Annotated in this window: 20 protein-coding genes and 1 tRNA gene; 12 read left to right on the top strand and 9 right to left on the bottom strand. The window is 65.6% G+C overall.

Annotated elements, in window-relative coordinates; genetic code table 11:
• Positions 1-121 precede the first annotated feature (121 nt).
• Together rpsA and cmk are read right to left on the bottom strand one after the other, a co-directional pair.
• Positions 122-1,819 (bottom strand): 30S ribosomal protein S1, encoded by a 1,698-nt coding sequence (gene rpsA, locus SR870_RS17140; RefSeq protein WP_322514743.1) that lies wholly within the window; start codon positions 1,817-1,819, stop codon positions 122-124.
• A gap of 309 nt (positions 1,820-2,128) precedes the next feature.
• Positions 2,129-2,767 carry a (d)CMP kinase gene (gene cmk, locus SR870_RS17135; RefSeq protein WP_322514742.1) on the bottom strand — a complete coding sequence of 213 codons (639 nt, stop codon included), beginning with the start codon at positions 2,765-2,767 and terminating at the stop codon, positions 2,129-2,131.
• A 177-nt stretch (positions 2,768-2,944) separates the two neighbouring features.
• On the opposite strand from cmk, the gene SR870_RS17130 reads away from it, so the two are divergent.
• Positions 2,945-3,619, top strand: a complete 675-nt coding sequence (locus SR870_RS17130; RefSeq protein WP_322514741.1) for a lysophospholipid acyltransferase family protein — start codon at positions 2,945-2,947, stop codon at positions 3,617-3,619.
• A 21-nt stretch (positions 3,620-3,640) separates the two neighbouring features.
• Here SR870_RS17130 and aroA read toward each other — a convergent pair whose 3' ends face one another.
• Positions 3,641-4,978 carry a 3-phosphoshikimate 1-carboxyvinyltransferase gene (gene aroA / locus SR870_RS17125; protein ID WP_322514740.1) on the bottom strand — a complete coding sequence of 446 codons (1,338 nt, stop codon included), beginning with the start codon at positions 4,976-4,978 and terminating at the stop codon, positions 3,641-3,643.
• Between the two features lie 146 nt (positions 4,979-5,124).
• On the opposite strand from aroA, the gene SR870_RS17120 reads away from it, so the two are divergent.
• The 11 genes from SR870_RS17120 to SR870_RS17070 all read left to right on the top strand — a co-directional run bounded on the left by SR870_RS17120 (position 5,125) and on the right by SR870_RS17070 (position 13,387).
• Positions 5,125-5,529, top strand: coding sequence for a TIGR02300 family protein (locus tag SR870_RS17120; RefSeq protein ID WP_322518290.1), 405 nt, complete (start codon positions 5,125-5,127; stop codon positions 5,527-5,529).
• A gap of 67 nt (positions 5,530-5,596) precedes the next feature.
• Positions 5,597-5,672: transfer RNA gene (locus tag SR870_RS17115), tRNA-Ala, on the top strand.
• Between the two features lie 423 nt (positions 5,673-6,095).
• Complete coding sequence (locus SR870_RS17110) at positions 6,096-6,362, top strand: GIY-YIG nuclease family protein (protein WP_322514739.1); 267 nt, start codon at positions 6,096-6,098, stop codon at positions 6,360-6,362.
• A gap of 10 nt (positions 6,363-6,372) precedes the next feature.
• The gene (locus tag SR870_RS17105; protein WP_322514738.1) at positions 6,373-7,578 is read left to right on the top strand and encodes a CoA transferase; all 1,206 of its coding nucleotides are present in this window, start codon (positions 6,373-6,375) and stop codon (positions 7,576-7,578) included.
• 254 nt (positions 7,579-7,832) lie between these two features.
• On the top strand, positions 7,833-9,161 hold the full coding sequence (ugpB, locus tag SR870_RS17100) for a sn-glycerol-3-phosphate ABC transporter substrate-binding protein UgpB (protein WP_322514737.1): 1,329 nt from the start codon (positions 7,833-7,835) through the stop codon (positions 9,159-9,161).
• A 108-nt stretch (positions 9,162-9,269) separates the two neighbouring features.
• A complete protein-coding gene (locus SR870_RS17095) occupies positions 9,270-9,665 on the top strand; it encodes an endonuclease domain-containing protein (protein ID WP_322514736.1) in 396 nt (131 codons plus the stop codon).
• A 2-nt stretch (positions 9,666-9,667) separates the two neighbouring features.
• Complete coding sequence (ugpA, locus tag SR870_RS17090) at positions 9,668-10,549, top strand: sn-glycerol-3-phosphate ABC transporter permease UgpA (protein WP_322514735.1); 882 nt, start codon at positions 9,668-9,670, stop codon at positions 10,547-10,549.
• Positions 10,549-11,397: a sn-glycerol-3-phosphate ABC transporter permease UgpE gene (gene ugpE, locus SR870_RS17085; protein WP_322514734.1), complete on the top strand. Its 849-nt coding sequence runs from the start codon at positions 10,549-10,551 to the stop codon at positions 11,395-11,397. The genes ugpA and ugpE overlap by 1 nt, the downstream gene beginning before the upstream one ends.
• A gap of 4 nt (positions 11,398-11,401) precedes the next feature.
• The gene (locus SR870_RS17080; RefSeq protein WP_322514733.1) at positions 11,402-12,502 is read left to right on the top strand and encodes a sn-glycerol-3-phosphate import ATP-binding protein UgpC; all 1,101 of its coding nucleotides are present in this window, start codon (positions 11,402-11,404) and stop codon (positions 12,500-12,502) included.
• Between the two features lie 142 nt (positions 12,503-12,644).
• Positions 12,645-13,070 carry an Hsp20 family protein gene (locus SR870_RS17075; protein ID WP_322514732.1) on the top strand — a complete coding sequence of 142 codons (426 nt, stop codon included), beginning with the start codon at positions 12,645-12,647 and terminating at the stop codon, positions 13,068-13,070.
• A gap of 50 nt (positions 13,071-13,120) precedes the next feature.
• Positions 13,121-13,387 (top strand): DUF1150 domain-containing protein, encoded by a 267-nt coding sequence (locus SR870_RS17070; RefSeq protein ID WP_322514731.1) that lies wholly within the window; start codon positions 13,121-13,123, stop codon positions 13,385-13,387.
• A 133-nt stretch (positions 13,388-13,520) separates the two neighbouring features.
• On the opposite strand, the gene ptsN is transcribed toward SR870_RS17070, so the two are convergent.
• From ptsN to lptC, 6 genes are all read right to left on the bottom strand, one after another.
• Positions 13,521-13,982, bottom strand: coding sequence for a PTS IIA-like nitrogen regulatory protein PtsN (gene ptsN / locus SR870_RS17065; protein WP_322514730.1), 462 nt, complete (start codon positions 13,980-13,982; stop codon positions 13,521-13,523).
• Positions 13,983-14,256: 274 nt separating this feature from the next.
• Entirely contained in the window at positions 14,257-14,865 is a 609-nt protein-coding gene (gene hpf, locus SR870_RS17060; RefSeq protein WP_322514729.1) for a ribosome hibernation-promoting factor, HPF/YfiA family, read from the bottom strand.
• A 55-nt stretch (positions 14,866-14,920) separates the two neighbouring features.
• Complete coding sequence (gene rpoN, locus SR870_RS17055) at positions 14,921-16,561, bottom strand: RNA polymerase factor sigma-54 (RefSeq protein WP_322514728.1); 1,641 nt, start codon at positions 16,559-16,561, stop codon at positions 14,921-14,923.
• A 172-nt stretch (positions 16,562-16,733) separates the two neighbouring features.
• Complete coding sequence (gene lptB, locus SR870_RS17050) at positions 16,734-17,699, bottom strand: LPS export ABC transporter ATP-binding protein (protein ID WP_322514727.1); 966 nt, start codon at positions 17,697-17,699, stop codon at positions 16,734-16,736.
• Between the two features lie 57 nt (positions 17,700-17,756).
• The gene (locus SR870_RS17045) at positions 17,757-18,416 is read right to left on the bottom strand and encodes an LptA/OstA family protein (protein WP_322514726.1); all 660 of its coding nucleotides are present in this window, start codon (positions 18,414-18,416) and stop codon (positions 17,757-17,759) included.
• Complete coding sequence (gene lptC / locus SR870_RS17040; protein WP_416221170.1) at positions 18,413-19,138, bottom strand: LPS export ABC transporter periplasmic protein LptC; 726 nt, start codon at positions 19,136-19,138, stop codon at positions 18,413-18,415. The genes SR870_RS17045 and lptC overlap by 4 nt, the downstream gene beginning before the upstream one ends.
• Between the last annotated feature and the right edge of the window lie 235 nt (positions 19,139-19,373).

Below are 19,373 nucleotides of genomic sequence, written 5' to 3'. Positions count from 1 at the left end.
CGAAGTCCGTCAAGGCGTGGATGCCCGGGACGAGCCCGGGCATGACGGCGGTGGTGTTTCGACAACAAAAAGGGCCCCGGCGATGCCGGGGCCCTGATGTTGGTCGGCGTAAGCCTGAGGCTTACTTGTCGCGCTGCTTGAGCGCGGTGCCGAGAATGTCGCCCAGCGTCGCGCCCGAATCGGACGAGCCGTACTGCGCGATGGCTTCCTTCTCTTCCGCGACTTCCAGCGCCTTGATCGACACCTGGACCTTGCGGGCCTTCTTGTCGAACTGGATCACGCGGGCGTCGACCTTCTCACCGACCGCGAAGCGGTCGCTGCGCTGATCGTTGCGGTCGCGCGCCAGTTCCGAGCGCTTGATGAAGGTGGCGAAGTCGGTGCCGACGATCTGCACGTCGATGCCCGATTCCTTCACTTCCAGCACTTCGCAGGTCACGATCGCGCCCTTCTTGACGTCGCCCGGCTCGGCGAAGGGGTCGCCTTCGAGCTGCTTGACGCCGAGCGAGATGCGCTCCTTCTCGACATCGACGTCGAGGACGATGGCCTTGACCATGTCGCCCTTCTTGAAGTTGTCGATCACCTGCTCGCCCGGCTGCTTCCAGTCGAGGTCGGAGAGATGCACCATGCCGTCGACGTCGCCGTCGAGGCCCAAGAACAACCCGAACTCGGTCTTGTTCTTGACTTCGCCTTCGACGGTCGAGCCGACCGGATACTTCTCGACGAACACTTCCCACGGGTTGCGCATCGTCTGCTTGAGGCCGAGCGAAATCCGGCGCTTGACCGAATCCACCTCGAGCACCTGCACTTCGACTTCCTGCGAAGTCGAAACGATCTTGCCGGGGTGCATGTTCTTTTTGGTCCACGACATCTCGGAGACGTGGATCAGGCCTTCGATACCCGGCTCGAGCTCGACGAACGCGCCGTAGTCGGTGATGTTGGTGACGCGGCCGGTGAAGCGCGCGTTCAGCGGGTACTTCGCCTCGATGCCCTGCCACGGATCGTCCAGCAGTTGCTTCATGCCGAGCGAGATGCGGTGGGTCTCGTGGTTGATCTTGATGATCTTGACCTTGACGGTCTGGCCGATCGTCAGCACTTCGGTCGGGTGGTTGACGCGACGCCATGCGATGTCGGTCACGTGCAGCAGGCCGTCGATGCCGCCGAGGTCCACGAACGCACCGTAATCGGTGATGTTCTTGACCACGCCGTCGATCACCTGGCCCTCTTCGAGGTTCTGCACCAGCTCCTGGCGCTGCTCGGCGCGGGTCTCTTCGAGAACCGTGCGGCGCGACACCACGATGTTGCCGCGGCGGCGGTCCATCTTGAGGATCTGGAACGGCTGCGAGTTGTTCATCAGCGGCGCGACGTCGCGGATCGGGCGGATGTCGACCTGCGAGCGCGGCAGGAACGCCACGGCGCCGTCGAGGTCGACCGTGAAGCCGCCCTTGACCTGGTTGAAGATGACGCCGAACACCTTCTCGTTGCCCTGGAAGGCCTTCTCGAGCTTGCCCCAGCTCTCTTCGCGGCGCGCCTTGTCGCGCGACAGCACGGCTTCGCCGAGGGCGTTCTCGATCCGGTCGAGGAACACTTCGACGGTGTCGCCGACCTTCAATTCGCTTTCACGGCCGGGTCCTGCGAATTCGCGCAGCGCCACGCGGCCTTCGGTCTTCAGGCCGACGTCGATGACGGCCATGTCCTTTTCGATCGCGACGACGATGCCCTTGATGACGGAGCTTTCCTGCAGATTGCCGCCGGCGAAGGACTCGTCGAGCATCGCGGCGAAATCGTCGCGGGTCGGGTTGTAAGTATCGGTCGAAGCCATTTGTTCTCCAGATGCGGATGTCGCCGGCAGTTCGGTTGAGGGACGTCTCTCGCGCGCAGTGTCAGGGGTCCGCGAACCTGACGACCGCCCTGCAAATCATTGCGGAGCGGGCCGGCAGCATGCCTGCACGGTCGAGCCGTTGATCCGATGTGATCGGATCGAATATCGGATCGGATAATGTCATTCCAAGAAAGCATTGGGCGCAGAACGAGAACGACAGGCCCGAACGGAACCTGGGCGTTGTGCGTTCGACCATCTGTACAGAACCGTGGAGCGGGCGCTCCTCCAATGACGGCGTCGGTTTAGTCCTCAGACCCGACGCCGGCCCGCTCGAACGGCCTCGACAATAGCGATGGCGGCCCGGACGCCGCCTTCTATATCCAAATTGGAATTATCGAGCAAGACTGCATCTGGCGCTTGTTTCAAGGGGGCGGCGCTGCGGTTTCGGTCGCGCTCGTCGCGCTTGAGGATGTCGGCGAGAATCACCGCCTCATCGGCGGGCTCCCCGCGGGCCTGCGCCTCGAGCGTCCGGCGGCGGGCGCGCACCTCCGGATCGGCGACGACGAAGATCTTCACGTCGGCGTCCGGGCAGATCACGGTTCCGATGTCGCGGCCGTCGAGCACCGCGCCCGGCGGTTCGGCGGCGAATTGCCGCTGGAAGCCGACCAGCACCTCGCGGACCTTCGCATAGGCGGAAATCACCGAGGCGGCGTCGCCGACGGTCTGGCTCTTCAGCGCCGGGTCGCCGAAGATGCCCGGATCGAGCTCGCGCGCGGCCGCGATGGCCTGGGCCTCGTCGCTCAGGTCGGCGCTGCCGTCGAGCAGCACCTTGGCGACGGCACGGTAGATAACGCCGGTATCAAGGTGCCGGAACCCGTAGTGAGCGGCGAGCCGCTTGCCGAGCGTGCCCTTGCCGGAGGCGGCCGGTCCGTCGATGGCGATGATCATGCGGTCTTCAGCTTTCCAGTCGGTCCCGGCGCGGAGCAGCGCGGCTGCTCTTCAACACGGCGGATAGAGGGATTTCAAGCGGCGTGGTTTGCAGCTTGCCGCCGGCCGATATAAACCCGCGAGCCGCGGAAATCAGCCCTGCGCGCCGCGACCCGATTTGCCCGGACAATCCTCGGTATGGCCACTCCTGCTTTCGTCAAACGCATCCTGAGGAGCGACGCATTCCAATGGGCGGCGGTGATTCCGGCCGCGGCCTATTTGCAGGTCGTGATCTGGACCGGCCGGTTCGACCGTGCGGCGTTTCCGATTGCGGAGCCATATATTCTGGCGATGTGGCATGGCCGGCTGAACACGCTGCCGATGCTGCGCAATGGCGGCAAACCGCTGATCGCGCTGATCAGCGGTCATCGCGACGGCCAGATCATCAGCAAAGCCGGCGCTCTGTACGGGATCCAGACCGCGGTCGGGTCGAGCTCCAAGGGCGGCATGCGGGCCGCGCGCGAGATGCTGCGGCTGGCGCGCGACGGCCACAGCCTGTTCGTGACGCCCGACGGCCCGCGCGGTCCGCGCATGCACATCAACAATGACGGCATTCTCGACCTCGCCCGGCTCACCGGCCTGCCGATCCTGCCGGCCGCCGTCAGCCTGCAGCGCGGCAAGCTGCTGCAGAGCTGGGACCGGCTGCTGCTGCCCGGCCTGTTCTCGAAGGTCGCGATCCGGTTCGGCGAACCAGTGATCGTCGATGCGGCCGCCGATCGCGCCGAGATCCGGGCGCGGCTGTCGGCCTCGCTCACCGCCGCGCAGCAGGAGACCGACCGGCTGGTCGGCCGCGTGCCGGTCGAGCCGGCCTGACGCTTCCCGCAGAAGCGTCGTTCAGCCGAATTCGCCGCCGAGCCGCCGCATCATCGGGACGAAGTCCGGGAAGCTGGTGGCGATGAAGGCGGTGTCGTCGACCTTCACGGCCTTGTCGGCCGCGAGCCCCATCACCAGCGCCGACATCGCGATGCGGTGATCCATGTGGGTCGCCACCAGCCCGCCGCCCGGCACTTGGCCGCGGCCTTCGACGATCAGATCGTCGCCCAAAATCTCGACTTTGACGCCGTTGACCCGCAGCATGTCGGCGGTCGCCTCCAGCCGGTCGCTTTCCTTGACCCGCAGCTCGTGCAGGCCGCGCATGATCGTGGTGCCCTCGGCGAAGGCGGCCGCGACCGCCAGCACCAGATATTCGTCGATCATCGACGGCGCGCGCTCCGGCGGCACCTCGACGCCGCGCAATTGCGAACCGCGAATCCGAAATTGCGCCATCGGCTCGCCGCTGTCGCCGCGGGTCTCGCTCTGCTCGATCGCGCCGCCCATCTCCCGCAGCGTGGTGATCAGCCCGGTGCGCAGTGGATTGGTCATCACCTCGGTCAGCACCACGTCCGAACCCGGCACGATCAGCGCCGCGACCATCGGGAACGCCGCCGAGGACGGGTCGGCCGGCACCACCACCGGGGCGCCGCGCAGCTCGGGCTGGCCGGTCAGCGCAATCTTCCGGCCGTGGGCGCCCTCCGGCTCGGTCACCACCGTGGCGCCGAAATGCTGCAGCATCAGCTCGGTATGGTCGCGGCTGGCCTCGGCCTCGATCACGGTGGTGACGCCCGGCGCCGACAGACCGGCCAGCAGCACCGCAGACTTGATCTGCGCCGACGGCACCGGGGTACGGTAGGTGATCGGCAGCGGATCGCGCGCGCCGGCCAGCGTCAGCGGCAGCCGGCCGCCCTCGGCGCTCTGCGTCACCCGCGCGCCCATCTGCTCCAGCGGATCGACGATCCGGCGCATCGGCCGCGAGCGCAGCGAGGCGTCGCCGTCGAAGGTGGCGGTGATCGGCGAGCCCGCCACCGCGCCCATCGCCAGCCGGCAGCCGGTGCCGGAATTGCCGAAATCGAGCGGCGCGGCGGGCTCCGCGAAGCCGGCGACGCCGACGCCATGGACGCTCCAGGCGCAATCGCCGGTGCGCTCGACCCGCGCTCCCAGCGCCCGCATCGCCTTGGCGGTATTGAGAACGTCCTCGCCTTCCAGCAGGCCGGAAATCCGGGTCTCGCCGACCGCGAGCGCGCCGAGAATCAGCGCGCGGTGGGAAATCGACTTGTCGCCGGGGACGCGGGCGGTCCCGCTCAGCGCCGCGCTTTTGCGCGCCTCGAGCGGCGAGGTGTGGTCGGAATGGCTCAAGATGGGGTCCCCTGCGCGCCGGGCGCCTGATCGAATTGCGGCCGCGCGCGTCGCACGGCCGCCGCTCCGCATAAACCGCTATTGACAGCAGCGTGGCAACTAGCCAAGTGAAGCACCGTTTTTCAAGAAATCCCAAGGTTGCACAAGTGGCGAAATCCGATCTCGGAACCAAACGTATTTGCCCGGTGACAGGCAAAAAGTTCTACGATCTGAACAAGACTCCGGTGATCTCGCCCTATACCGGCGAAGTCGTGCCGATCGCGCCGGTGGTGGCGTCGCGCAGCCGGGCCGATTCCCGCGCTGCCGCAGCTCCCGCCGCCGCCGAGGCGCCCGAGGCGATGGAGGCCGAAGAGCTGGTGTCGCTCGAGGAGGCCGATGCCGAGGAGAAGACCGGCAAGGTCAAGGCCGTCGTTCCGGAGTCCGAGGACGACATCGAGATCGACGAATCGATCGAGGACGACGACGATTCGACCTTCATTGCCGACGAAGAAGAAGGCGATGAAGACGTCACCGACATCATTGGTGACGTTTCCGGCGATGAGGAGACTTGAGATCGTCGCCGATCTGTGATCAACGAATGCCGCGCGCGGTGATTTGTCCGCGCGCACCCAGGCTTCAGGGGCCATAGCTCAGCTGGGAGAGCGCTTGCATGGCATGCAAGAGGTCGGCGGTTCGATCCCGCCTGGCTCCACCACGCTTCGCCAAGTGGCTTCGCGTGGCGCAGCCGCGCTAAGCCACTTGGCGAAGCGTGGTGCCCGGCGAAGCCGTAGGCGAAGACGGGCTGCAACGCAGCACACTGAGGCTTCGCGTGGCGCAGCCGCGCTAAGCCACTTGGCGAAGCGTGGTGCCCGGCGAAGCCGTAGGCGAAGACGGGCTGCAACGCAGCACACTGAGGCTTCGCGTGGCGCAGCCGCGCTAAGCCACTTGGCGAAGCGTGGTGCCCGGCGAAGCCGTAGGCGAAGACGGGCTGCCCGTTCAATTCCCCCGGATTCTGATCTAATCTCCACGTGCCTGTTCTCCACGTGCCTGTCGTGGATCAGCCCCGCTTGGCGTTTGCGGGGGGCTTTCGAAGCGAGCGCCGTGCTCGAAACTTGCGCGATCATCGCGGAGGTGGGGAATGTGGTACGTCTACATCATCCGCAGCCTCAGCCATCGCGATCAGGTTTACACGGGGGCGACAGCCGATCTAAAAATGCGGATCAAGGATCACAATACCGGAAGGTCGCCGCACACCTCGAAGTTCATGCCTTGGGAACTGTGTTGGTACGGCGCCTTCCCGGACAAATTCCAGGCGCTGGAGTTCGAACACTATCTGAAGTCCCATTCCGGCAGAGCATTCGCCAACAAGCGGCTCTGTCCTCCGCCTCCCGCAAAGCTTCAATAAGAAAGCCCTCATGACTTCTCCCCTGATGCCCGGCGCGATTGCCGGTTTGCGTGTGATCGATCTGTCGCGCGTGCTCGGCGGCCCGTATTGCACCCAGATTCTCGCCGATCACGGCGCCGACGTCATCAAGGTCGAGCCGCCCGCCGGCGACGAGACCCGCGACTGGGGCCCTCCCTTCCACGATGACGACGCGGCATATTTCATCGGCACCAACCGCAACAAGCGCTCGATCGGTCTCGACCTCGCCTCCGAGGGCGGCCGCGCCGTGCTGATGAAGATGCTCGAAGACGCCGACGTCATGATCGAGAACTTCAAGCCGGGCACGCTCGACAAATGGGGCATCGGCAACGACGTGCTGCGGGCGAAATTTCCGCAGCTCGTGCATTGCCGGATTTCGGGCTTCGGCGGCGACGGTCCGCATGGCGGCCACCCCGGCTACGACGCGATCATCCAGTCGATGGTCGGGCTGATGGAATCGACCGGCACGCCGGACAGCGGCCCGACCCGCATCGGCGTGGCATTGGTCGACATGGCGACCGGGCTCTATGCCTGCACGGGCATCCTGATGGCGCTGCTGGAGCGGCAGAAATCGGGAATCGGTCAGTTCGTCGAGGCGACCCTGTTCGAGACTGGACTCGCCATCATGCATCCGCACGCGGCGAACTTCTTCATTCACGGCAAGCCGCCGGCGCGCACCGGCAACGAACATCCGAACCTCTATCCGTATTCGGTGTTCGCGGCGCGCGACGGCAACATCTTCATGGGCGTCGGCAATGACGGCACCTTCCGCAAGCTGTGCCGCGAACTCGGCAGGCCGGAACTGGGGACCGATCCGCGTTTCGCCCGCAACCGCGACCGCGTCGAGAACCGCCTGGCGCTGCGCGCGGAGCTGGAGGCGATCCTGACCCAGCACGACGCCGAGCCGCTGTGCCGCAAGCTGCTCGCCGCCGGGCTGCCGGCCGGCCCGGTGCAGGCGATCGACAAGGCGCTGGCCAGCGAGCACGTCAAGGCCCGCGGCGATATCATCGAGAAGGATTGGTACAAGGGCATCGCCTCGCCGATCCGGTTCGACCGCACCAAGGCCAGCCTGCGCCACATACCGCCGACCTTCAGTCAGCACGCCGGCGAGGTGCTGGGCGAATTCGGCTACACGCCGGACGAGGTCTCGAAGCTCGTGGCCGACGGCATCGTCAGCGGGCCGGAACGCAAGCGCTGAGACGAGACGGTTCTGCTGCGGGCGCCACGGCGCCCGCAGTCACCGCGCGCCAGGTACTGTCCGAACCTGGGACCCGATCACGGCCGTGCTGCAACGCCGAATGGAACAGTCAGCAGCCGCTTCCACCGTTTTACAACTAGTCAGGTGATCCGCTTCCCCCCTACGGTCCGGCCGCTGTATACGGTCATGTGTCTGTCATTCAGCGCTGCTAACGCGCGCCACATTTAGATGACGGTCGAACTGGGAGGTTCACGATGGCATTCCGTTTGAAAGCTCTGACCACCGCGCTGGCGACGACGATCGCCACAACGCTCGCGATCGCCGTGCCGGCGCAGGCGGCGACCGAGATCCAGTGGTGGCATGCGATGACCGGCGGCAACAACGAGGTCGTCGTCAAGCTCGCCAACGAATTCAACGCCGCGCAGAGCGACTACAAGGTCGTCCCGACCTACAAGGGCAGCTACGCCGACACCATGAACGCCGGCATCGCGGCGTTCCGCGCCGGCAACGCGCCGCACATCATGCAGGTGTTCGAGGTCGGCACCGCCACCATGATGGCGGCGACCGGCGCGGTGAAGCCGGTCTACAAGCTGATGCAGGAGACCGGCGAGAAATTCGATCCCAACGCCTACCTCCCGGCGATCACCGGCTACTACTCGACCTCCAAGGGCGAGATGCTGTCGTTCCCGTTCAACTCGTCCTCGACGGTGATGTGGGTCAATCTCGACGCCCTCAAGAAGGCCGGCATCGCCGAAGTCCCGAAGACCTGGCCGCAGGTGTTCGAGGATGCCAAGAAGCTGAAGGCTGCCGGCTACGCCACCTGCGGCTTCTCGACTGCCTGGGTCACCTGGGTCAATCTCGAGCAGCTTTCCGCCTGGCACAATGTGCCGCTGGCCAGCAAGGCCAACGGCCTCGACGGTTTCGACACCAAGCTGGAGTTCAACGGCCCGGTGCAGGTCAAGCATCTCCAGACGCTGATCGAGCTGCAGAAGGACAAGACCTACGATTACTCCGGCCGCACCAACACCGGCGAGGGCCGCTTCACCTCCGGCGAATGCCCGATCTTCCTGACCTCGTCGGGCTTCTTCGGCAACGTCAAGTCGCAGGCCAAGTTCGCCTGGACCAACGCGCCGATGCCCTACTACCCGGACGTCGAAGGCGCGCCGCAGAACTCGATCATCGGCGGCGCCTCGCTGTGGGTGATGGGCGGCAAGACGCCGGACGAATACAAGGGCGTCGCCAGGTTCCTCGCCTTCCTGTCCGACACCGACCGTCAGGTCGCGGTGCACAAGGCGTCGGGCTATCTGCCGATCACCAGGGCCGCCTACGAGAAGGCCAAGGCCGACGGCTTCTACAACGACCAGCCCTATCTCGAGACCCCGATCAAGGAACTGACCAACAAGCCGCCGACCGAAAACTCCCGCGGCCTTCGGCTCGGCAACATGGTGCAGCTCCGCGACGTCTGGGCCGAGGAAATCGAGCAGGCGCTGGCCGGCAAGAAGACCGCCAAGGAAGCCCTCGACGCCGCCGTCACCCGCGGCAACACCATGCTGCGGCAGTTCGAAAAGACCGCGGTGAAGTAAGCGCTCCGCAACCTGCACGTACTGTCATGGGTGGGCTCTTCTCCCCTCCCCCCGCTCTTGCGGCGGGGAGGGGGCGGGGGTGGGGGGGTGAGCCGGGGGCAGGCGTCGATGGCGCGCACAGTCGATCAGCGGATCCAGCGAGCGCGGAGTTTCCGTCGAAATCCGACGGACGCCGAGCGGAAGTTGTGGCAGCGTCTGCGTCGACCGGGCTTTGCCGAGGCTCATTTCCGCCGGCAAGCGACGATCGGCCCCTATTACGCGGATTTCGCCTGCCATGCGCTCCGCCTCGTCATCGAAATCGACGGCGGCCAACACGACGGATCGGCCGCCGATGTCGTTCGAACGGACTATCTCGAGGCGGCGGGCTATCGCGTATTGCGTTTATGGAATAACGATGTCCTCCAGAACATCGACGGCGTTATGCAGACCATCGTAGACGCCGTGCGCGCGGCTCCCCCCACCCCCGACCCCTCCCCGCCGCAAGAGCGGGGGGAGGGGAGCTGATCATGCAGAAGCAGTCCGTCTTCCGGTCGAAATTCCTGCCTTATTGGCTGGTGCTGCCGCAGCTCGCGGTGGTGCTGGTGTTCTTCTATTGGCCGGCCCTGCAGGCGGTGATCCAGTCGTTCCTGCTGCAGGATGCGTTCGGGCTGTCGACCACTTTCGTCTGGTTCGAGAACTACCAGGAACTGCTGAGCGACCCGGACTATTTCAGCGCGATCCTGCGGACCTTCCTGTTTTCGATAGCGATCGCGGTGTCGTCGCTGTCGCTGGCACTGCTGCTCGCCGTGATGGCGGACCGGCCGCTGCGCGGCTCGATGTTCTATCGCACGCTGCTGATCTGGCCCTATGCGGTGGCGCCGCCGGTGGTCGGCGTGTTGTGGATCTTCATGCTCAACCCGTCGCTCGGCGTCATCGCCCATGGCCTCCGCGCGCTCGGCGTCGACTGGAATCCGCTGCTCGACGGCAACCAGGCGGCGACGCTGATCATCCTCGCGGCGGCATGGAAGCAGATCTCCTACAATTTCCTGTTCTTCCTCGCCGGGCTGCAGGCGATTCCGGGCAGCGTGATCGAGGCGGCGGCGATCGACGGCGCGCGGCCGATGCGGCGGTTCTGGACCATCATCTTCCCGCTGCTGTCGCCGACGATCTTCTTCCTGATCGTCGTCAACATCGTCTACGCGTTCTTCGAAACCTTCGGCATCATCGACACCATGACCCGCGGCGGCCCCGCCAAGGCCACCGAAACGCTGGTCTACAAGGTCTACAGCGATGGGCTGCTCGGCGGCAATCTCGGCAGCTCGGCGGCGCAGTCGGTGATCCTGATGGGCATCGTGATCGCACTCACCGCGTTCCAGTTCCGCTTCGTCGAGCGCAAGGTCAACTACTGATGGTCGAGCACCGCAGATTCGGAAACCTGCTGCCGCATCTGATCCTGTGGGCCGGCGTGCTGATCGTGGCGTTCCCGGTCTACATCGCCTTCGTCGCCTCGACCCAGGACAACGCCACCATCGCCAACGGCCAGATGTCGCTGCTGCCGGGCGACCGTTTCCTCGAAACCTACTACCAGACGCTGTTCGTCGGCACCTCGGGCACCACCCGCGAGCCGGTCGGCACCATGCTGTTCAACTCCTTCGTGATGGCGATGCTGATCGCGGTCGGCAAGATCGCGATCTCGCTGATTTCGGCCTATGCGATCGTGTATTTCCGGTTTCCGTTCCGGATGACGATCTTCTGGCTGATCTTCATTACATTGATGCTGCCGGTCGAGGTCCGGATCTATCCGACCTACAAGATCGTCGCCGACCTCAATCTGCTGGACAGCTACGCCGGGTTGACGCTGCCGCTGATCGCGTCCGCCACCGCGACGCTGCTGTTCCGGCAGTTCTTCATGACGGTGCCGGACGAATTGCTGGAGGCGTCGCGGATCGACGGCGCCGGGCCGTTCCGGTTCTTCTGGGATACGCTGCTGCCGCTGTCGCGCACCAACATGGCGGCGCTGTTCGTGATCCTGTTCATTCTCGGCTGGAACCAGTATCTGTGGCCGCTGCTGATCACCACGCGCGACGACATGCAGACCATCCAGATCGGCATCCGCAAGATGATCGTGACGTCGGACGCGCTGACCGAGTGGCCGGTGGTGATGGCGACCGCGATCCTGGCGATGCTGCCGCCGGTCGCCGTGGTGGTGCTGATGCAGAAACTGTTCGTGCGCGGACTGGTCGAGACGGAGAAGTAGCATCGTGGCCAACGTCGTTCTGCGCAACGTCCGCAAGACCTATCCGGGCGGCTTCGAGGCCATCAAGGGCGTCGATTTCGAGGTCGGCGACGGCCAGTTCTGCGTGCTGGTCGGCCCCTCCGGTTGCGGCAAGTCCACGCTGCTGCGGATGGTGGCGGGACTGGAGACCATCACCGCCGGCGAGATCGAGATCGGCGGCCGGATCGTCAACCAGATCGAGCCGGCCGACCGCGACATCGCGATGGTGTTCCAGAACTACGCGCTGTATCCGCATATGAGCGTCTACAACAACATGGCCTACGGCCTGCGCAATCGCGGCATGCCGAAGCCCGAGATCGAGGCGCGGGTGCAGGAGGCGGCGCGGATTCTCGAGATCGGCGCGATGCTCGACCGCAAGCCGCGGCAACTCTCCGGCGGCCAGCGCCAGCGCGTCGCGATGGGCCGCGCCATCGTGCGCCAGCCCAAAGTGTTCCTGTTCGACGAGCCGTTGTCCAATCTCGACGCCAAGCTGCGGGTGGCGATGCGGGTCGAGATCCGCAAGCTGCAGCGCCGGCTCAGCACCACCGCGATCTACGTCACCCACGATCAGCTCGAGGCGATGACGCTGGCCGATATTCTGGTGGTGATGAATGCCGGCGAGGTCGAGCAGATCGGCTCGCCGCTCGACATCTATGCGAAGCCCGCGACCACCTTCGTCGCCTCCTTCATCGGCGCGCCGCCGATGAACCTGATGCCGCTCGACGCCGATGGCGTGCGCGCCCGGTTCGGCAACGCGGCGACCGGGGCCGGCATTCTCGGCGTCCGCCCCGAGGACCTGGTGATCTCACGGGAGCCTGCGGCGTCCGACCGGCTCACGCTCGACCTCACGGTCGAGGCGATCGAGCGGGTCGGGCCGGAGACCTTCATCTACGGGACCCGGTCGCGCGGTGGCGACCCGACCGCGATCAGCAGCAAGCCGGGAGAGCTGCCCCCGGACGACATCATCGTCCGGGTTCCGGGCCAGGATGCGCCGGCGGTCGGCGATCGCATGTTTGCCACGGCTTTGCCGCAACATTTGCACCTGTTCAGCGCCGACGGCCGGCGCCGCATCGAGGTTGGGGTCTAACCCATTGGCCGATTGCATTGTTTCGGCCTTCTTGAAGACTTGTGGTGCATTGCCCATATTGGGTTGGACCGGACGGCGCGGTGCCGGACGGTCAGGGGTGCCGTAAAGGACCCCCTCAAAGTCGCTTCGAGAGGACTTTGTGATGTCTCGTGTTCCTTCGTTATCAAGTCCCTTTCTGCTGGGATTCGACGAGATCGAGCGTGCGCTCGACCGCGTCGTGAAAGGTGCCGACGGGTATCCTCCCTACAACATCGAGCGTTGCGAGCGCGGCAACGGCGATCCGGAAAGACTCCGGATCACGCTCGCGGTGGCGGGTTTTACCCGCGATCAACTCGATGTCACGATTGAGGAAAATCAACTCGTCATCAGGGGCCGGCAGCAGGATGACAAGACCCGGCAATACATCCATCGCGGCATCGCCGCGCGACACTTCCAGCGCACCTTCGTGCTGGCGGAAGGGATGCAGGTGCTGGGCGCGGATTTGAAGAACGGGTTGTTGTCCGTCGATCTGGTCCGGCCGGAGCCGGAGCGGGTCATTAAGACAATCGCCATCACGGAACATGAATAATGGAACGAGTAGCGGACTCGACCGCTTAGTCTGACAGAGGAGTCGAGACCATGACTGGAATGGGCACAAATCACGACAATGCCAGCGTCACGCCGGAAGCGCTGGCGCATCTGGGCGAAGGTCACATCGCCTATGTGAAGCAGATTCGTTCGGAGGATGTCCCCGGGCTGTTCCCGCAAGCGCCGCATATCGCGCCGGGCATCAAGCTGTTCGCGCTGCATTCGGCAGACGGCACGCCGATCATGTTGACCGACAGCCGCGAGGCCGCGGTCGCCAATGCCTGGAGCCAGGAGCTGCAGGCCGTCAGCGTCCACTGAGCGCTGACGTTCGAGCTACGCGGCGCGGGGCGTCCGGTGACGGGCCCCGCGTTCGCCGTGACCGCCACCGATGCACGCACGCAGGTCGCGTTCAAACCCAGCACGTTTCAACAGAATTGCGCGTGGTCGTGGACTACGCAGCGGTTGCGGGCGGCAGCGCCAGCACCGAATAGATCGCCTGCGCGTCGCGCGAGGCACGCAGTTTCTTGGCGACATCCTGATCGCGCAACAGTCGGGCGATCCGCGCCAGCGCCTTGAGGTGGTCGGCGCCGGCCCCTTCGGGCGCCAGCAGCAGGAAGACCAGATCGACCGGCTGGCCGTCCATCGCCTCGAAATCGATCGGGCGCTCGAGCCGCGCGAACAGGCCGAACAGCCGCTCCAGCTTCGGCAACTTGCCGTGCGGAATCGCCACGCCATAGCCCACCGCGGTGGTGCCGAGCTTCTCGCGCTGCAGCAAAACCTCGAACACCGCGCGCTCGTTCTGGCCGGTGAGTTCCGCGGCGCGCGCCGAGAGTTCCTGCAGCGCCTGCTTCTTGCTGATGACCTTCAACGCCGGGATAACGGCCTCGGGCGCGACCAGATCGGTAATCGTCATGCGGCGTTCCGAGGATGAGCTGTGCGGTCAGTGTGAAATAGGACAGGGGGAGGCTGCGTCAAGCGGGAATTCCAGAGGTCCGCCGAGCCATTCCGCGGCTTGGGGAAAACATCCCTGAAATCATCAACCTAACTAATCTACCATCCCTGCCGGCGGTCGCAAATTCCGGCCGTTCCGGACCGGCGTCGGAAGGCGGCGGACCATAGGCAGAGGCGTCGACGGGCGTCAATGCCCGATCTCGCCGCAACCGCCGGCCGGTTCCGCCGCCGCTCCGTCAGGCCGCGGCGCCGTTCAGCGCCGGCGGATCGATCCAGCCGATATTGCCGTCGGCGCGACGGTAGATGATGTTGACGCGGCCGGAGCTGCCATGGAGGAACACCAGCACCGGCGCGCCGGTGAGGTCGAGTTCGACCACGGCTTCGCTCACCGACAGCCGCTTCATCGCGGTGGTGGCCTCGGCGATGATCACGGGGTTGTAGGCGTCCTCGTGGTGCTCCTCGTCGCCCGGCGCTTCGATCACGTAGCTCGGCATGTCGACCGGAGCGGTCAGCTCGGCCAGCGCGCTCGCTTCTGCATGCGCCTTGCGCGCCGAGCGATCCTTCAGCCGGCTCTTGTAGCGGCGCAGACGCTTTTCGATCTGCAGCAGCGCCTGATCGGCGCTCGCATAGGCATCGGCCGCATTCGATTCGGCTTCCAGCGTGATACCCGAATCCAGATGCAGCGCGCAGTCGGTGCGAAAGCCGAAGCCGTCTTTGCTCAGCGTGATGTGGCCCGAATAATTGCCGTCGAAATATTTGCGCAGCACTTCTTCGGTGCGCTCGCTGACGCGACCGCGCAGGGCTTCGCCGACGCTGATGCTTTTGCCGGAGACCCGAAAAGTCATGGGATGCCTCGTTTCGTCCTTGGGGGGAATGACAGTAGTCCTGCCTGCGGCGTAATCAAGCCGGAGCGGTGTCGCGGGACCGATCGGCGGGCGCCGTCAGGGCCGCGCCGAGCATGCTTTGCTTGTCGCGCCGCCGCTGCACCGAGGAGGGGATGCGCATCGCCTCGCGATATTTCGCGACGGTGCGGCGCGCGATCTCGATGCCGGCTTCGCGCAGCCGTTCGACGATGGTGTCGTCGGACAGAATAGCGGTCGGCTCCTCGCCGTCGATCAGTTGCCGGATGTGATGCCGCACGGCTTCGGCCGAGTGCGCCTCGCCGCCATCGGCGGATGCGATCGAAGCGGTAAAGAAATACTTGAGTTCGAACGTGCCACGATTGGTCGCCATGTACTTGTTGGCGGTCACACGCGACACCGTCGACTCGTGCATCTGGATCGCGTCGGCCACCGCTTTCAGATTCAGCGGCCGCAGATGCGCGACGCCGTGGGTGAAGAAGCCGTCCTGCTGGCGCACGATCTCGGTCGCCACTTTCAAAATGGTGCGGGCGCGCTGGTCGAGCGCGCGGACCAGCCATGTGGCGTTCTGCAGGCAGTCGGAGAAGTAGGATTTGTCGCCGTCCTTGCGGATCGTCTTCGACAGCTCGGAATAGTAGGACTGGTTGACCAGCACCTTCGGCAGCGTGTCGCTATTGAGCTCCACCAGCCAGCCGCCGTCCGGACCGGGGCGGACGAACACGTCGGGCACCACCGTCTGCACCCGCGACGATCCGAATTTCAGGCCCGGCTTCGGGTCGAGATGGCGGATCTCGCCGATCATGTCGGCGAGATCTTCGTCGTCGACGCCGCAGAGCTTGCGAAGGCTGGTAATATCCCGCTTGGCCAGCAGGTCGAGATTTTCAATCAGCGCCTGCATCGCCGGATCGAACCGGTCGAGCTCGCGCAACTGGATCGCCAGGCATTCGGCCAGCGACCGCGCGCAGATGCCCGGCGGATCGAACGTCTGCAGCACCGCGACGACGGCCTCGACCTCGGCCTGGGTCGTTCCGAGCCGTTCTGCGGCGTCGCCGAGGTCGGCGGGCAGATAGCCGGCGTCGTCGACGAGGTCGATCAGATATTGGCCGATCATGCGCTGCGACGGCGCGGTCAGCGCCACCGCGAGCTGTTCGGCCAGGCGATCGGCGAGCGAGGTCTCGGCGGCGACGAAGGCTTCGAGATTGTAACCCTCGTCGCTGGAGGCGCCGCCGCCCCATTCGGTATAGGACGCTGGCGCAGCGTCCTGCGCGGCGCGGGCCGCGGCTTCGGCCGGCTCTTCCGGGAACACGTTCTCCATCCCGGTATCGAGCGTCTGTTCGATCTCGCTGCGGCTACCGAGGTCGCGGTGCATCCAGTCCTCGGCGCCCGGCTCGAACGAATCGCCGCTGCCGCCGTCGGCGAAGTCCGAACCCTCTCCGCCGCTTTCGCTTCCGCCGAAATCGTCGCCGCCGCTGTCGCCGCGGTCCGTCGTCGCCTCGCCGGCGACCGGCGGTTCGGCGTTGTCACTGGCGCGGTCCAGCAGGGGGTTCTTCTCGAGCTCGTCCTCGACGAAGGTCGCGAGATCCAGATTGGACAACTGCAGCAGTTTGATCGCCTGCATCAACTGCGGCGTCATTACCAGCGACTGCGATTGTCGGAACTCGAGGCGTTGTGTCAGTGCCATGGTGGCAAGAACGATCCAAGTTGGTCCGTTTCTTGCTTACGCCTTTCCGTGGCCGATGTACACGCCTTGACGAATTGGAAATTCGGAGTAGGGGGCCACCAGCGGGAGCATCGGATGCGGGGGCGAGCAAGGCAGCGCAAGCATGCCGCGCCGGCGCCGAAACTGCAATCGATTACAGGCGGAATTCTTCGCCAAGGTAAAGCCGGCGTACATCCGGATTGTTGACGATCTCTTCCGGGCTGCCCTCGGTCAGAATCTCGCCCGCATAGACGATGTAAGCGCGGTCGGTGAGGCCGAGCGTTTCGCGGACGTTGTGGTCTGTGATCAGTACACCGATACCGCGGTTGGTCAGGTGCCGAACCAGATCCTGGATGTCGCCGACGGCGATCGGATCGATGCCGGCGAACGGCTCGTCGAGCAGCATGTAGTTGGGGCGGCTGGCCAGCGCGCGGGCGATTTCGACGCGGCGGCGCTCGCCGCCCGACAGCGCGATCGAGGGCGACTTGCGCAGCCGCTCGATGTTGAATTCGTGCAGCAGATTGTCGAGCTCGGCCTCGCGCTTGCGCTTGTCCGGCTCGACCGCTTCGAGCACGGCGAGGATGTTCTGCTCGACATTGAGTCCGCGGAAGATCGAGGCCTCCTGCGGCAGATAGCCGATGCCGAGGCGCGCGCGCTGATACATAGGCAGCTTGGTGACGTCGTGGCCGTCGAGTTCGATCGCCCCGCGATCGGCCTTGATCAGGCCGGTGATCATGTAGAACACGGTGGTCTTGCCGGCGCCGTTGGGGCCGAGCAGGCCGACCGCCTCGCCGCGGCGGACATAGATACTGACGCCGCGCACGATCTTGCGCGTGCCGAAACTCTTCTCGATGCGATGCACCGCCAGATAGCCACTGTGGCTCTCGCGGTGCTGGCCCGGCGTGGCGGCTGGCCGGCGTGGACGCGGCTGCGCAGGCGTCGGCGGAGCCAGCGGCGCATCATGCCTGGCCGCACGGGCGACCGGCGGCGCGTCGCGCACCGGCGCCGTCAGCAGATCGCCGACGTCGTCGCGCAGCGCTGTGATGTCGCTGCGCGAGCGCCCGAAGCCCGAAGGTTGTTTCGGGGCGCGCCGACGGAATATGCCGAGAAGATCCACCATGCCGCTACCGATCAGGCCCTGCTGTGCGCCGCGTCGTTGTTCGAAGCCGTTGCGCTGTCATTTCTTCTGGCCCGGCGGTCCGATGCCGAGCGGCCCGCCGGAGCCGCTGCCCGACGATTGAAACAGCCCCTGCACCCGGCCGCTGTTGGATTCCACCCGTGACACGCCGGTGGTCATGTCGACCAGCAGCCGGTCGCCGCGCACCACGTTCTTGCCCTGTGTCAGCACGACGTTGCCGAGCATCGTGACCAGATTGGTCTTGGTGTCGAACACCGCGCTGTCGCCGGTCACCACCTGATCCTTCTGGGTGACGACGACATTGCCCTTGGCTTCGAGCCTGCGGATCGACGAGGCGCCGCCCGGACCGGGAGCCGCCGCCGGCATCGTCTTGCGCTTGGCCTGCTGCTTCGCGGCGGCGTCGGACTGATCCTGATCGTAGAACACCACGAGGCTCTTCGACGTCATGGTGGTGTCGCCCTGGATCACCTTGACGCTGCCGGCGAAGGTCGCCTCCTTCTTCTTGTCGCGGACTTCCAGCGTATCGGATTCGATCTGGATCGGCTGCTCGCGGTTTTGCGAAAAGCCCTGCATCGCGTTCGGCACGCCCTGCACCGCGCTCTGCGCGGCGGCGCTGCCGCAGGCGAGCGCGGCGGTGAGAACGCTGGCGCAGGCGATCGCAAGGATGCGGCGCACGCTGGGATGGCCGGCTGCGGTCATGGGCGGTTCACTTCACGTTGGCGTGGTCCGGCCTGCGACGATTTCGGCCTCGCTGCCGGCTCGGCCTTCGGGCTCGGCTGCGCCGGCGTATCGGTCTCTTCCGTGGACCCGGGCAGCCTGGCGTTGTCCAGGTTCATCACCACTCCGCCCTCGAATCGGATCATGTCGCCTTTCTCGGTAATCCGCAGCCGCTGGCCGCGCAACGTTCCGCCGAGCCATTTGACGTCGACCGGCTCGTCGGACGCCACCGTGCCCTTGCCCATGTCGATGTCGGCCTGGGTCATCCAGGCTTCGCTGCCGGTCGAGGTGCGCAAATAGACGTCCTTCTGCAGGTTCAGGAGCTGAGCCTTGGTGTTGAACTTGCCGTCGCGGGCCTCGATCAGCACGGTCGATTGATCGTCGCTCGTCACCTTGGCCCGCAGCGTGTGCAGGTCGACATGATCCTGACTGGTGAGATCCTGCGTCGCCGATCGCGCCCACATCTCATAGGGCCGGCCGTCATTGGTGAAGCCGGCAAGATGCGGCGATTCCATCGTGATCTTGGTCCCCGACACCACCAGATCGCCGACCTCGAGCGGCAGTTTCGCCAGCAGGCGAAACGGATTGAAGAGCGAGATCGCGATGATAGCGGCCATCGACAGCGCCACCACCAGCGGCACCGCGATCCGCAGCGTTCGCACCAGCCGGCTGTGGCGCGCCGCAGCCGCGAAGCGCACCTCCATGCCGGCCTGATAGGATGCCGCCTGAACCGAAGCCACCGCTGCTCCCGCCTGGTGCCGAGCCCGGCCTGGATCGGCCGGCGTCGAGCCCTGCTGTCTTCCTCTCGCGCTCCGGATCGGGGGACCGGCCGGGGAGAAGTCCGGCGCAGGGAGCAACCCCAGATAGTCGCAAACGCCTCGACAGGCGAGGGATGCCGGGCGACCGGTCGATCAAAAGTTCATCAGGACGAGGAGTTTG

The organism is Rhodopseudomonas palustris, assembly GCF_034479375.1.
GTDB lineage: Bacteria > Pseudomonadota > Alphaproteobacteria > Rhizobiales > Xanthobacteraceae > Rhodopseudomonas > Rhodopseudomonas palustris_M.
The sequence above is the reverse complement of the archived record's forward strand: the minus strand, read 5'-3'. Positions and strand labels throughout refer to the sequence as shown.